Origin of the sequence: Primorskyibacter flagellatus (assembly GCF_048268605.1) — a bacterium.
GTDB classification, from domain to species: Bacteria; Pseudomonadota; Alphaproteobacteria; order Rhodobacterales; family Rhodobacteraceae; genus Primorskyibacter; species Primorskyibacter flagellatus.
Window position 1 is genome coordinate 124,127 of record NZ_JBLWVF010000001.1, and the last position, 13,003, is coordinate 137,129.

Sequence of the window (13,003 nt, forward strand, 5' to 3'; positions counted from 1 at the left end):
GCCCATGACACCCAAGAAAGAGCAATGGCGTTCGGTCGCTGAGAAAGAACTGCGCGGCCGTCCACTGGACGATCTGACGTGGAAAACGCTGGAAGGCATCGACGTGAATCCCGTCTATTCCGCCGAGGATGTCGAGGGGCTGCCGCATCTGGGCACGATGCCCGGCGAGCAACCTTTTACGCGCGGCGTGAAGGCCACGATGTATGCAGGCCGTCCCTGGACCATCCGGCAATATGCCGGGTTCTCGACAGCCGAGGAATCCAACCGCTTCTACCGCAAGGCGCTGGCGGCAGGACAACAGGGGGTTTCGGTCGCGTTCGACCTGGCGACGCATCGCGGCTATGACAGCGATCATCCGCGTGTCGTGGGCGATGTCGGCAAGGCCGGTGTGGCTATCGATTCCGTCGAGGACATGAAGATCCTGTTCGACGGCATTCCGCTGGATCAAGTTTCCGTGTCCATGACGATGAACGGCGCGGTGATCCCGATTCTGGCGAATTTCATCGTCACCGGCGAAGAGCAGGGCCATGACCGCGCGCTGCTGTCGGGCACGATCCAGAACGACATCCTCAAGGAATTCATGGTGCGCAACACCTATGTGTATCCGCCCGAACCCTCGATGCGGATCATTGCGGATATCATCGAATACACCAGCGCCGAGATGCCGAAGTTCAACTCCATCTCGATTTCCGGCTACCACATGCAAGAGGCCGGCGCGAACCTTGTTCAGGAACTGGCCTACACGCTGGCCGACGGCCGCGAATATGTGAAAGCGGCGATTGAACGCGGCATGGATGTGGACAAGTTCGCCGGGCGGCTGTCGTTCTTTTTCGCCATCGGGATGAATTTCTTCATGGAGGCGGCAAAGCTGCGCGCGGCGCGTTTCCTGTGGCACCGCATCATGACCGAACTGGGCGCGCAAAACCCGCGGTCCAAGATGCTGCGGACCCATTGCCAGACCAGCGGCGTCAGCCTTCAGGAACAAGACCCCTATAACAACGTTATCCGCACCGCATATGAGGCAATGAGCGCCGTTCTGGGCGGCACGCAAAGCCTGCACACCAACGCGCTGGACGAGGCGATTGCCCTGCCCACGGAATTCAGCGCCCGGATTGCGCGCAACACACAGCTGATCCTGCAAGAGGAAACGCAGGTGACGCGCGTCGTCGATCCGCTGGCTGGATCCTATTACGTCGAGAAGCTGACCCATGATCTTGCCGAAAAGGCATGGGAACTGATCGAAGAGGTCGAAGAAATGGGCGGCATGACCAAGGCCGTCGCATCGGGCATGCCGAAGCTGCGGATCGAGGAAAGTGCAGCCGTTCGTCAGGCGATGATCGACCGGGGTGACGAAGTGGTTGTCGGCGTCAACAAGTACCGCAAGGAAACGGAAGATCCGATCGACATTCTGGACGTGGACAACGTCAAGGTGCGCGAAAATCAGGTGGCGGCGCTGGAAAAGATGCGCGCCACGCGGGACGAGGCCGCCTGCACGGCGGCTCTGGACGAATTGGAACGCCGCGCAAAAGAGGGCGGCAATCTTCTGGAAGGCGCGGTCGAAGCGGCGCGCGCCCGTGCAACAGTCGGAGAGATCAGCATGGCGATGGAAAAAGTTTTCGGTCGGCACCGTGCCGAAGTAAAGACGCTGGCGGGCGTGTATGGCGCTGCCTACGAGGGCGACGAAGGCTTTGCCGAGATTCAGAAATCGGTCGAGAAATTCGCCGAGGATGAAGGGCGGCGCCCGCGTATGCTGGTGGTCAAGATGGGGCAGGACGGGCATGATCGAGGTGCCAAGGTCATCGCCACGGCATTTGCCGATATCGGGTTCGATGTCGATGTTGGCCCGCTGTTCCAGACTCCGCAAGAGGCCGCACAGGATGCCGTCGACAATGACGTGCATGTGATCGGGATTTCCAGTCAGGCAGCCGGGCACAAGACGCTTGCACCGCAACTGGTGCAGGCGCTGAAGGATGCGGGCGCGGGCGACATTCTGGTGATTTGTGGCGGCGTCATTCCGCAGCAGGATTACAAGTTCCTGAAGGATGCAGGGGTCAAGGCGATATTCGGGCCCGGCACCAACATTCCAACGGCCGCGCAGGACATTCTGCGACTGATCCGGGCGGCGCGCGGGATGACAGAGTAACATGTTTCGGAGCGCTGACGCGATCCGACCGGCGCGCGCCCTTCGGTCGCGCGCCTCTGTGGTGTCATTGCGGGCATCAGGAACGCAGATCACAGGGGGATAGCATATGCTGAGCTTGGATCATCTGGCGGTAAGCGGCACGACGCTGGAGCTTGCGGCCACGCATCTGGAGGCTTCGCTGGGCGTGCCCAGTCTGCCCGGTGGCCGCCATGAGGCATTTGGCACGCATAACCGGCTGCTGGGCTTGGCGGGCGGTCTCTATCTCGAAGCGATCTCTATTGATCCAGATGCCGCCGCACCGGGACGTCCAAGGTGGTTCGGGCTGGATATGTTCGACGGCCCGGCACGGTTGACCAACTGGATCTGCCGGGTGCCGGATCTGGACGCGGCCCTTGCCCGATGGCCAGAAGCGGGCGATGTGGTCAATCTGGCGCGTGGTGACCTGCGCTGGAGAATGGCCGTGCCAACAGATGGCCGACTGCCCTTTGACGGGATGTTCCCGGCACTGCTTGAGTGGCAGGTGCCGGTGCCGCCGGGCGACACCCTTGCCGGCAGCGGTTGCACGCTTGAACGTCTGGTGGTGTCTCATCCGGAGGCGGATGCGCTTGTGACAAGGCTTGATATGAACGACCCCCGTATCGCGTTTGAACGCGGCACTGCCGGGCTGCTTGCAGAGTTTCAAACACCGGGTGGAATCAGAACCCTCGCATGATCGTGCTGGACCCTGCGGCGCGCGGTTTTGGGGCAGGTCGGGCGTTGATGCCCGCGCTGAAAACCCGCGCCCGAAAAGATGGTGCGCGGTCGTTTTGGGTGGAGGGCTGCTGCGCCAAAGCCAATGCCACTGGCTTTCGTGCAGCGTGTGTTTCGTGCATGTCGCCGGGTTGCCGGAGGCCGGGTTAACGCTCTGACGGTGGATGGATTTTCCGCCGATACAGAAGATTCTCTGAATGTCGCACTGACAAGCTGCGCTGCAGCGTATAGCATTTCGAATATGTCGATCTGGACCCGCATCTCTCAGGCTATTCAGGCGCTTGCCAAGGGCGAGGGCCTCTCTGCCGTGTTCGAACGTCTGCGCACGCCGCCGGAACGTTCCGTCGCCTTCACTATCGCGGTGATCGCGCTGTCTGCAAAGATGGCCAAGGCCGACGGGCAAGTGACGCGCGCCGAGGTTCGGGCCTTCCGCGAGGTCTTTCACATTGCCTCGGCTGATGAGGAAGGGGCGGCGCGGGTGTTCAACCTGGCCCGGCAGGATGTGGCAGGATTCGAGGAATACGCCACCCGAATCGCGCGGATGTTCCGCGAGGACCGCACCATGCTGTTCCACCTGATGGAGGGCCTGTTCTATATTGCCGTGGCCGATGGGCGCTATCATCCCAAAGAGGATGATTTTCTGACGCGCGTGGCCGAGATTTTCAGGATGCCGCAGCCCGAGTTCCGGGGCGTGCGTGCGCGGTTTGTGCCCGATGCCGAGCCTGATCCCTACAGCGTGCTGGGCGTTACGCCAGATATGGACCTGACCCAGATCCGCAAGGTCTGGCGCAAGCAGGTTCGTGAAAGCCATCCCGACAAGATGATCGCGCGGGGCCTGCCGGCCGAGGCCGTGCGCCTGTCGGAACGACGGCTGGTCGATATCAATCGCGCTTGGGAAGAAATCTCGACCCAGCGGCAAGAGGCCTGAATGCGCATCGCCACCTATAACGTTGAATGGTTCAACGCGCTGTTCGACGGCGACGGACAGTTGCTTGTGGATGACCACTGGTCAGCGCGCCATGACGTGACCCGCGCGCAGCAGGCCGAAGCGTTGGGGATTGTTTTCACCGCGCTGGATGCCGACGCGATCATGGTGATCGAGGCACCGGACAGCCATGCCCGCCGTGACGGAACAAAGGCGCTGGAGGGTTTTGCGAAGGTCTTCGGGTTGCGGGCACGACGTGCCATTATCGGGTTCGCCAATGAGACGCAGCAGGAAATCGCGCTGCTTTACGATCCCGACAAGCTGGAGGCGCGCCATGATCCGATGGGCCAGCCCGCCCCCGGATCTGTGGGCGGTGAGGTGCCGCGCTTTGACGGCCATTTCCGCATTGATCTGGACATTGACGCGACCGAAGACAGGGTCGCGTTTTCCAAACCTCCGCTGGAGATTGCGGCAAGAACGGCCTCCGGCAAGGAACTGCGGCTGATCGGGGCGCATCTGAAATCAAAGGCACCGCACGGGGCGAAGGGGCGGGACGCGATCATGCGGGTATCGATTGCCAATCGCCGCAAGCAATTGGCGCAGGCAATCTGGCTGCACCGCCGGATCAAGGCGCATCTGATCGCCGGTGAAAGCCTGATCCTTCTGGGCGACCTGAATGACGGACCGGGGCTTGATGAATATGAAAACCTGTTCGGGCGATCCTCGGTCGAGATCTTGCTGGGGGCTGACGCGCCGCATCTTTTCGATCCGCATGCCAAACAGGCGCTGGCGCGCCGGATCGGGTCGCAGCCGACAACGTCGCGGTTTTTCCTGTCGCATGAAGGTCGCTATCTTCAGGCGTTGCTGGATTACATAATGATTTCAGAGGATTTGCGTGCCGCCAGCCCCAAATGGCGCATCTGGCATCCGTTCGACGATCTGGGATGCTACAAGACGCCAGAGCTGCGCGAGGCATTGTTGACAGCATCCGACCATTTCCCGGTGTCGCTGGATATCGAGATCTAGACCCTTACCTTTGCGCTGAATGCGCCTATATTCGTGGGTATGAAACTGATCCCGATTGCCCTGATCCTGTCGGTTTGCCTGACGCCTGCTGTTGCCACGGCGCAAGAGACCGCACCCGAAGTCGACGAGGCCCCGAGTTTGATGGAGCGGGGGGCCCGCCTGTTCATGCGCGGCATCATGGAGGAAATGGGACCGACCCTGAAAGAACTGGAGGGACTGGCGCAGGACGTATCGCCCGCGATGAAGAACTTCGCGCGCAACATGGGGCCTGCATTGCGCGACCTGATGACCGAGGTCGAGGACTGGTCGGTCTATGACGCGCCCGAGATCCTGCCAAACGGAGACATTCTGATCCGCAGAAAGCCGGATGCCGCCCCGATGGATCGTCCACCACCCAAAGACGGCGAGATTGATCTGTAAGGACCAAACCGGGAAACGATCCCTTCACTGGTTAGCCGTGCGTCATGTCACGCCGCCGTATCCACAACTTTCGTATCTACTCCAAGTGACGAGGCAAGCGACTTGAACCGCGCCTCGGCAACCTCGCCAAACAGCAACAGCGCCGTGCCGGAGAGGCGCAGCGTCAATATGCCCGCATCCGTATCCAGCTCCATCTCCGCGCCGGTGGCGGAAAAGTCCGACATCCACAACATCGACCCGAAGCGCATGGCCTTGCCAAGCACTTCGGCTTCCTGCCGCTGTTCGGGTTCGATCAGGTCGTAAAGATCCTCGAACCGGGTGCCTTCGCGCTTGTTGCGGTAGCGATGCAGCAGCGCGAGGCCCAGAAAGATCCGTTCGGCATGTTTCAGCCCGCCCAGATTGGCGCGGGTGGCGTTGTCAAAGCAGGTTTCGGCCCGATAATCGGGATGCGCGCGCCAACTGACATCGTTCAGCAGGCATGCGGCCTTGACGATGCGAATCTGTGCCTCGCTCGCGGTGGGAAAAAGCGGGGCGACGAAGGCAAACAGACGGCGGCCGAAACCGGGCAGGCGGGCGTCCTTGGCTTCGGCGAAATAGCATGCCTCGATCAACGGGTCACGGTCGCGCAGGCGTTGCGGCATCTGTTCATACAGCAACCCTTCGCGGATCCCGTAGCTGGAAATGGCAATGTCCTTGGGGTCGATGATGCCGATCAACTCGCCCAGCACCTCGGCCGCATAGGGCACCAGCGACATCCGGGCGCTGGAGATCGAACAGCGGCTGCGCAATTTTTCCAGATCGGAAGCCGCGATATAGGCCAGGGTTTCCGCGATGGACTGGGCGTCCATGCGGTATTCGTGCAGCACATGCAGAGGATAGCCCAAACGGTCCATGTCGATCCGCGCGATGGCACGCCAGGATCCGCCAACAAGGAACAGCCGGTCATGCTGCGGCCCCATCACCTTGGCCGCCGCCTTGATCGTCTTGCGAATATAGTCCTTCCGTTCCTCGGCACCGCCCGGAATGTCACGCAGCTTCAACGGTCCCAGCGGCGAGGTGGTCCGGCGTCCGACATGACCACGGGCGATCTCGGCCAGTTCCATCGACGATCCACCAATGTCGCAGACAAGGCCGTAAGAACCGGGCCAGCCCAGCAACACACCCTGTGCGGACAGGCGTGCCTCTTCCTCACCGTCGATGACGCAGATCTTGAGCCCGGTTTCGGCCTCGACCTCGGCACAGAAATCCGCGCCGTCCTCAGCCTCGCGCACGGCGGCGGTGGCCACGGCGCTGATCGGTGCCATCGCCAGCCCGTTGGCAAGCGTCTGAAACCGGATGATCGCCGACAGCGCGCGTTTGCGGCCTTCGGGGTTCAGACGTCCGGTTTCGGACATGCCTGCACCAAGCGCGCACATCAGCTTTTCGTTGTAGAAATAGGCGGGACTGCGGGCCGCGCCGTCAAACACCACCAGGCGAACAGAGTTTGATCCGATATCCAAAACCCCGACGCGCGACAGATCGCGCGATTCCGGGTCGTCAAACAATGGCCGGGCGAACGGCCCTCCGACTTGCAATGCGGTGGCGGCCAGTTTCGTCATGCGAACCTCGTAAGTGATGCAGGGATTGGTGCGACAGCACGGGATGCAGCGTCAATCATCAGAATGGGTAAGTTGCGGCACATCCGACGCGCCGGCAGATCCCCGCCCGGAGAGCGAGGGGTTTTCCATGAAAAACCGGTGGCAGTTGAAGGCGAATGTGCCTGCCTCGACGGGATCGCGGTTGAATTTGCCATCCGGTCCCATCACCCAGCTTTGCGCAACATCGGCAAGGTTGGCCGCCATGATCTGACTGACGATCTGTGCCTTGACGGTAGGGTTGTTGATTTCCACAAGCGTTTCGACCCGCCGGTTGAGGTTGCGCCCCATCCAATCGGCGGATGACATGAACACACGCGCCTTTTTCGACGGCAGTCCCCGACCGTTGCCAAAGCAGACAATGCGCGAATGTTCCAAGAAACGTCCGACAATGGATTTCACCCGGATATTCTCTGACAGGCCTTTGACACCGGGACGCAGCCCGCAGATGCCGCGCACGACAAGAGTGATCTTCACGCCGCGTTGGCTGGCTGAATACAGCGCGTCGATCACCTCGGGTTCGACCAGCGAATTGACCTTTGCCCAGATGTCGGCGGGACGCCCGGCCTCTGCATGGGCGGCCTCTGCCTCGATCTGTTCCAGCAGAAAGTTCTTCAACTGATGGGGCGAGATATGCAGATTTTCCAACGCTTCGGGATAGGCATAGCCCGAAAGATAATTGAACACTTTGGTTGCATCGCGCCCCAAGGCCGCGTCGCAGGTAAAGAAACTGAGATCGGTGTAGATCTTTGCCGTGATCGGGTGGTAGTTGCCGGTGCCGTAATGCGTGTAGGTCACAAGCTTGTCATTTTCGCGCCGCACCACGGTCGAGACCTTGGCATGGGTCTTCCAGTCGAGAAACCCGTAGACCACATGCGCGCCCGCGCGCTCCAGCCGCCTTGCCTGACGAATGTTCGCGGCTTCGTCGAACCGCGCTTTCAGCTCGATCAATGCGGTGACGGATTTGCCATCCTCGGCGGCTTCGCACAGTGCGTCGACGATGGGCGAGTTGCGTGACGTCCGGTACAGTGTCTGTTTGATTGCCAGCACATCCGGGTCACGCGCGGCCTGTGCCAGAAAGCGCACCACCATGTCGAAGGTCTCATAGGGGTGATGCAGCAGCATGTCCTTCTGGCGGATCGCCGCGAACATATCGCCGTCATGGTCCTGCACACGTTCGGGCACGCGGGGATTGAAGCCCGGCCATTGCAGATCCTGGCGCGCGTCCAGAACCAGTTCCTTGAGGTCGGCAAGTCCGACCATGCCGTCAAGCTCTATCAACTCGCCATCGGTGACGTGCAATTCGCGCATGACCACAGATTTCAGACCTGCGGCCGCACCTGCACTTATCGTCAGGCGCACCACCTGTCCGCGGCGCCGCCGTTTCAGAGCCACCTCGAATTCGCGAACCAGGTCTTCGGCTTCTTCCTCGACTTCCAGATCGCTGTCGCGCAACACCCGAAAGCCGAAATGCGCCTTTGTGCGATAGCCGGGAAACAACTGATAGACATACAGCAGCAAGAGGTCTTCGAGCAGCAGGAACCGGTGACGGCCGGAATCCGCAGGCAGGGTGATGAACCGGTCAACCTGATGTGGGACCGGCAGAAGCGCCTGAAGGGGACGCTTGTCGCGGGTGCGTTCCAATTGCAGCGCCAGACAATAGCCGGTGTTGGCGATGAAAGGGAAAGGGTGCGCGGGGTCGATGGCCAGCGGTGACAGGATCGGAAAAACCTGCGTCAGGAACACCTCTTCGAGATGTTCCATGTCCTGCGCGTCCAGGTCTTCGGGACTCGTCACAACAATGCCTTCGGCTTCCAATTCCGCATGCAGGGTCTTGAGCACTTCTTGCTGACGCGCCATCAGCTTGCGGGCGTCCTCGTCGATCAGGATAAGCTGCTGGGCCGGTGTCAGACCGTCAGAAGCCGGCGTGGTATTGCCGGTCTGCGCCAGCTCTCGCAGGCCCGCGACGCGCACGGTATAAAATTCGTCAAGATTGGCTGCGGAAATCGACAGAAAGCGCAGCCGTTCCAGAAGCGGTGTGCGCAAGTTTTCTGATTCTTCCAGAACGCGCCAATTGAACCCAAGCCAGCTAAGTTCGCGATTGAAGTAACGCCCAGGACCGGTCAGATCCAAATCCGGAAGCTCTTGCGGTGGCGGGAAGGGGGACTTCAGGAAATCAGCATGGGTCATTTATTCGCAATCTCTCTCGGGTTCGTTGAGCTGATCTGGTGTTTAGTCACCTAACGTATCAAGTTGTTGAAGGACTTTGATCGCGAGCGGTCGGTTGATGCCTTTCGGCTGGGCAAGGGCGGCTTCGTCCAGCGCATCGACGATCTGTCCCGCCATCGCGAAGGATCGGTGCATGTGGCGCACGAGGTATGTCACCGCATCCGGCGCGGGCACGATCTGACGGTCTGCAAACATCTTCAGCAACACAGCCCCCAGCAGCAAATCATCGGGTTCGGAAAGCGACACCATCGGCGTGCCGTTCATCCGGCTGGCAAGATCCGGCAGCGCCAGACCCCAGTTCGATGGCGGGCGGTCCGCGGTCAGAAGCAGGGTCTGCCCCTCGGCCAGCGCAAGATTGTGCAGATGCAACAAGGCCCGTTCGGCGCGATCATCGCCAGCGACGGCCGGCACATCCTCGATGCAAAGCGGCCCGCTGACGAGGTGGGGCACATCCTCGACGGTCAGGCTTGCGGCCTCAAGAATGCGCGCGCCGCTCTCGGAGGCCCAGACATGCGCCAGATGGGTCTTGCCAGAGCCTTCGGGTCCCGCCAGCACCAACTTGCGCCCCGGCCAGTCGCGCCAGCACTCGATCTGCGAGACGGCCACGGAATTTGCCTCTGCGACGTAGAAATCCCCGCGTCCCAGCGCCTGACGAACCGGCAAGGTGATCCTGAGTTGCTGCGACATGGCTTAACCGTCGTCGCGGTCGGACTGGCCGCGATACAGGATGCTGTGTTTATATTGCGACACGCCGAACCGCGCCAGAACGCCAAGCGCTGCGGCCACCGGCACCGCCACCAGCATGCCGACAAATCCGAACAACGCCCCGAAAACCGACAGCGCCATCAGCAGCCAGACCGGATGCAGACCCACCGAATTGCCCACCAGCTTCGGTGTCAGGAAGTTGCCTTCGATGAACTGACCCAGAAAGAAAATCGCGGCCACGGCGGCGATCCAGACCCATTCACCCCAGAACTGGAACAGCGCCAGGCCAATCGCCAGTGCGCCGCCGAAAATCGCGCCAATATAGGGAATGAAGGTCAGCAAGCCCGCCACCACGCCCACGACCAACCCGAATTGCAGCCCGACCAACATCAGCGCGACGGCATAGTAGACGCCCAGCACCAGACAGACCGTGCCCATCCCGCGAATGAACCCGGCCAGCGTCTTGTCTATGTCGCGCCCCAGCTGCCGGATCACCGGCGCGTGGTCGCGCGGCAACAGCTCGTCGATCCGCGCGATCATGTTGTCCCAGTCCAAAAGCAGATAGACCGCCACGACCGGAACGATCACAAACAACAGCACGATGTTCAGGATTGATGCCGCCGAAGTCAAAACCGTGTTCAACAGCTCTCCGCCGCGATCGCGGATCGTCTCTCCCAATCCGGACAGCGACTGGCGTATAGCGCTGTCCTGATCCATCAGCGATGGAAAGCGGCTTGTCAGAAATTCCTGGAGATCCTGGAACAGCTGCGGCGCGACTTCGAAAAGCTGCACCGTCTGCTGCACCAATGTCGGGATCACCAACAAAGCCATCAGCACGAAGATGATAATGGCCATCACGGTGATGATGCCCGTGGCCAAAGTTCTGGAGCATCCGGCGCGTTCCAGACGATCCGCGACCGGGTCAAGAAAGTAGGCAATCGCGCCGCCCAGCACGAAGGGCAGCAGGACATCGCCCAGAAACCACAGCAGCAACACCAGCACGGCGGCGGCGGCACCCCAGTATCTGAGCTGATAATGAACCGGCAAACCCATGCGACGCGCCCCTCTCAGGCTCACTCATTGCCCAACTGGCCGTGTCATGCAAGCAGAGGCTGGCCAAAAAATGATGCGGCACCGCTTGCGCAGACAGGGGGCAAGGCCCTACACCCTGTCGGACTGTCAATTCTTCGCCAAGGACTCATCATGCGTCTCAGCCGCTATTTTCTGCCCGTGCTCAAGGAAACGCCCTCGGAGGCGCAGATTGTCTCGCACCGCTACATGCTGCGTGCGGGCATGATCAAACAGGCGTCGGCGGGGATTTATTCCTGGCTGCCACTGGGCTTCAAGGTGCTGCGCAAGATCGAGAATATCGTGCACGAGGAACAGGCCCGCGCAGGCCATATCGCCATTCAGATGCCCACCATGCAAAGCGCTGATCTGTGGCGCGAATCCGGCCGCTACGACGCTTACGGTCAGGAAATGCTGCGGATGAAGGATCGGCATGACCGCGACATGCTGTTCACCCCCACGGCCGAAGAACTGGTGACGGACATTTTCCGCAGTCATGTGGGCAGCTACAAGGACCTGCCGCTGACGCTCTATCAGATCCAGTGGAAATTCCGCGACGAGATCCGCCCACGCTTTGGCGTGATGCGGGGACGCGAGTTCTACATGAAGGACGGGTATAATTTCGACCTGACCAAAGAGGATGCGTTGCACGCCTATAACCGTCACCTTGTCAGCTACCTGCGCACCTACGAACGCATGGGGCTTCAGGCGATTCCGATGCGCGCGGATAGTGGCCCCATCGGCGGCGACAACACGCATGAATTCCTCGTGCTGGCAGACACCGGCGAGTCGGAAGTGTTCTACGATGCCCAGATCACCGATCTGACATTCGGTTCCCGCGAGATTGACTATGACAGCCATGCAGAGTGCCAGGCCGTTCTGGAGGAATTCACCAGTCGCTACGCCCGCACGGACGAGACGCATGACGAGGCGCTGTTCAATGAGGTTCCAGAAGAGCGTCGTCGCACAGCGCGCGGCATCGAGGTTGGCCAGATCTTCTATTTCGGCACCAAATATTCCGAGGCGATGGGCGCCACGGTCGCGGATAGCGACGGCAACCGCGTGCCGGTCCATATGGGCAGCCACGGGATCGGCGTGTCGCGTCTGGTGGGCGCGATCATCGAGGCCAGCCATGACGACAAAGGCATTATCTGGCCAGAGGGTGTAACGCCGTTCCATTGCGGGATCGTCAACCTCAAGCAAGGTGATGAAGAAGCCGACGGTGCCTGCGAGGCGCTTTACGCATCGCTGACAGCCTTGGGGCTGGAGCCGCTCTATGATGACCGCAACGAACGCGCGGGCGCGAAATTCGCCGGTATGGACCTGATCGGACTGCCTTGGCGGATCACCGTCGGGCCGCGCGGGCTGAAAAACGGCGTGGTTGAACTGACCTCGCGCCGGACGGGCACATCCGAAGAACTGCCGCCCGAACAGGCGATCGAGCGGATCGCGCAGATCTACGGGCGCGCTGCCGTCTAGGGTTTTGCGGCACCCGAATCTGTTCGCCGCACCGCGATAATGCTATGCTCTGGCAAAAAAGGGCAGGCATATGATTGTACGGGCACTCACCTTGGCAGGCGGGCTGGCAGGCGCGGCGGGCCTGTCGCAGTTTCCCGAGTTTTCGCAGCAATACACGCAACGGCTTGGCGGGGCGGTCGATGAACTGGCCCGCGTTGTGGATCAGTTCGACCGGGATGCAAGCGCCGTCGGGATGTCCCGGCAAGAGGCGTTGTCGGAACTTGGTCAGAGCGGCGCATTTGGCGCGCGACGTAGCCAGACCATCACCCGGACCATTGCACGGCATCGCGATCTGTCCGCTGATCTGGACGCCTTGCGCGCCGCAGGGCCGTTCACCCGCGCAAGCCGTATCGCGCATCTGAGTGACCCGCAGATCGCCCGCGCGGCATGGCGCGATTACAAGCCTGCCGCACCCCTGACCTTTGAGGGTGCCGTATTTGCCGGGACCGGGTTTCTGGCGGGCAGTCTGGTCTTGTCCATGCTGATCGGTGTCCTGCGCATGCCGTTCCGTCGCAGGGGGGCGCGGTCGCGGCGCGCCGGGGCAGGGGCCTGACCGACAGCCGGAATGCAAACGGCCCGCGCGAT

The 13,003-nt window shown here is 61.2% G+C and carries 12 protein-coding genes; 8 read left to right on the forward strand and 4 right to left on the reverse strand.

Features of this window, described 5'->3' with window-relative positions:
- The first annotated feature begins 4 nt into the window (after nucleotides 1–4).
- The 6 genes from scpA to ACN0WV_RS00615 all read left to right on the forward strand — a co-directional run bounded on the left by scpA (nucleotide 5) and on the right by ACN0WV_RS00615 (nucleotide 5,264).
- Nucleotides 5–2,143, forward strand: a complete 2,139-nt coding sequence (gene scpA, locus ACN0WV_RS00590; RefSeq protein WP_417602968.1) for a methylmalonyl-CoA mutase — start codon at nucleotides 5–7, stop codon at nucleotides 2,141–2,143.
- A gap of 109 nt (nucleotides 2,144–2,252) precedes the next feature.
- On the forward strand, nucleotides 2,253–2,855 hold the full coding sequence (locus tag ACN0WV_RS00595) for a VOC family protein (protein WP_417603809.1): 603 nt from the start codon (nucleotides 2,253–2,255) through the stop codon (nucleotides 2,853–2,855).
- Nucleotides 2,856–2,902: 47 nt separating this feature from the next.
- Nucleotides 2,903–3,043, forward strand: coding sequence for a hypothetical protein (locus ACN0WV_RS00600; protein WP_417603810.1), 141 nt, complete (start codon nucleotides 2,903–2,905; stop codon nucleotides 3,041–3,043).
- 91 nt (nucleotides 3,044–3,134) lie between these two features.
- Nucleotides 3,135–3,821, forward strand: a complete 687-nt coding sequence (locus ACN0WV_RS00605) for a molecular chaperone DjiA (RefSeq protein ID WP_084352561.1) — start codon at nucleotides 3,135–3,137, stop codon at nucleotides 3,819–3,821.
- Nucleotides 3,822–4,844: an endonuclease/exonuclease/phosphatase family protein gene (locus ACN0WV_RS00610; protein WP_417602971.1), complete on the forward strand. Its 1,023-nt coding sequence runs from the start codon at nucleotides 3,822–3,824 to the stop codon at nucleotides 4,842–4,844. It abuts the gene before it with no gap.
- A gap of 39 nt (nucleotides 4,845–4,883) precedes the next feature.
- Nucleotides 4,884–5,264 (forward strand): hypothetical protein, encoded by a 381-nt coding sequence (locus ACN0WV_RS00615; protein ID WP_417602973.1) that lies wholly within the window; start codon nucleotides 4,884–4,886, stop codon nucleotides 5,262–5,264.
- A 47-nt stretch (nucleotides 5,265–5,311) separates the two neighbouring features.
- Here ACN0WV_RS00615 and ACN0WV_RS00620 read toward each other — a convergent pair whose 3' ends face one another.
- The 4 genes from ACN0WV_RS00620 to ACN0WV_RS00635 are packed head-to-tail and all read right to left on the reverse strand — an operon-like array spanning nucleotide 5,312 to nucleotide 10,885.
- Complete coding sequence (locus ACN0WV_RS00620; RefSeq protein ID WP_417602975.1) at nucleotides 5,312–6,862, reverse strand: Ppx/GppA family phosphatase; 1,551 nt, start codon at nucleotides 6,860–6,862, stop codon at nucleotides 5,312–5,314.
- A 51-nt stretch (nucleotides 6,863–6,913) separates the two neighbouring features.
- Nucleotides 6,914–9,088 carry an RNA degradosome polyphosphate kinase gene (locus tag ACN0WV_RS00625; protein WP_084352553.1) on the reverse strand — a complete coding sequence of 725 codons (2,175 nt, stop codon included), beginning with the start codon at nucleotides 9,086–9,088 and terminating at the stop codon, nucleotides 6,914–6,916.
- Nucleotides 9,089–9,130: 42 nt separating this feature from the next.
- Complete coding sequence (locus tag ACN0WV_RS00630; protein ID WP_084352551.1) at nucleotides 9,131–9,814, reverse strand: P-loop NTPase family protein; 684 nt, start codon at nucleotides 9,812–9,814, stop codon at nucleotides 9,131–9,133.
- Between the two features lie 3 nt (nucleotides 9,815–9,817).
- Nucleotides 9,818–10,885: an AI-2E family transporter gene (locus ACN0WV_RS00635; protein WP_084352549.1), complete on the reverse strand. Its 1,068-nt coding sequence runs from the start codon at nucleotides 10,883–10,885 to the stop codon at nucleotides 9,818–9,820.
- A 150-nt stretch (nucleotides 10,886–11,035) separates the two neighbouring features.
- On the opposite strand from ACN0WV_RS00635, the gene proS reads away from it, so the two are divergent.
- Nucleotides 11,036–12,379, forward strand: coding sequence for a proline--tRNA ligase (gene proS, locus ACN0WV_RS00640; protein ID WP_084352547.1), 1,344 nt, complete (start codon nucleotides 11,036–11,038; stop codon nucleotides 12,377–12,379).
- A gap of 70 nt (nucleotides 12,380–12,449) precedes the next feature.
- Complete coding sequence (locus tag ACN0WV_RS00645; RefSeq protein ID WP_417602978.1) at nucleotides 12,450–12,971, forward strand: DUF2937 family protein; 522 nt, start codon at nucleotides 12,450–12,452, stop codon at nucleotides 12,969–12,971.
- Nucleotides 12,972–13,003: the final 32 nt, after the last annotated feature.

Excerpts from the sequence above, each read along its gene's own strand:
- scpA (WP_417602968.1), top strand. The coding sequence starts at position 5 with ATGACACCCAAGAAAGAGCAATGGCGTTCGGTCGCTGAGAAAGAACTG.
- ACN0WV_RS00600 (WP_417603810.1), top strand. The coding sequence starts at position 2,903 with ATGCCCGCGCTGAAAACCCGCGCCCGAAAAGATGGTGCGCGGTCGTTT.
- ACN0WV_RS00605 (WP_084352561.1), top strand. The coding sequence starts at position 3,135 with ATGTCGATCTGGACCCGCATCTCTCAGGCTATTCAGGCGCTTGCCAAG.
- ACN0WV_RS00610 (WP_417602971.1), top strand. The coding sequence starts at position 3,822 with ATGCGCATCGCCACCTATAACGTTGAATGGTTCAACGCGCTGTTCGAC.
- ACN0WV_RS00615 (WP_417602973.1), top strand. The coding sequence starts at position 4,884 with ATGAAACTGATCCCGATTGCCCTGATCCTGTCGGTTTGCCTGACGCCT.
- ACN0WV_RS00620 (WP_417602975.1), bottom strand. The coding sequence starts at position 6,862 with ATGACGAAACTGGCCGCCACCGCATTGCAAGTCGGAGGGCCGTTCGCC.
- ACN0WV_RS00625 (WP_084352553.1), bottom strand. The coding sequence starts at position 9,088 with ATGACCCATGCTGATTTCCTGAAGTCCCCCTTCCCGCCACCGCAAGAG.
- ACN0WV_RS00630 (WP_084352551.1), bottom strand. The coding sequence starts at position 9,814 with ATGTCGCAGCAACTCAGGATCACCTTGCCGGTTCGTCAGGCGCTGGGA.
- ACN0WV_RS00635 (WP_084352549.1), bottom strand. The coding sequence starts at position 10,885 with ATGGGTTTGCCGGTTCATTATCAGCTCAGATACTGGGGTGCCGCCGCC.
- proS (WP_084352547.1), top strand. The coding sequence starts at position 11,036 with ATGCGTCTCAGCCGCTATTTTCTGCCCGTGCTCAAGGAAACGCCCTCG.
- ACN0WV_RS00645 (WP_417602978.1), top strand. The coding sequence starts at position 12,450 with ATGATTGTACGGGCACTCACCTTGGCAGGCGGGCTGGCAGGCGCGGCG.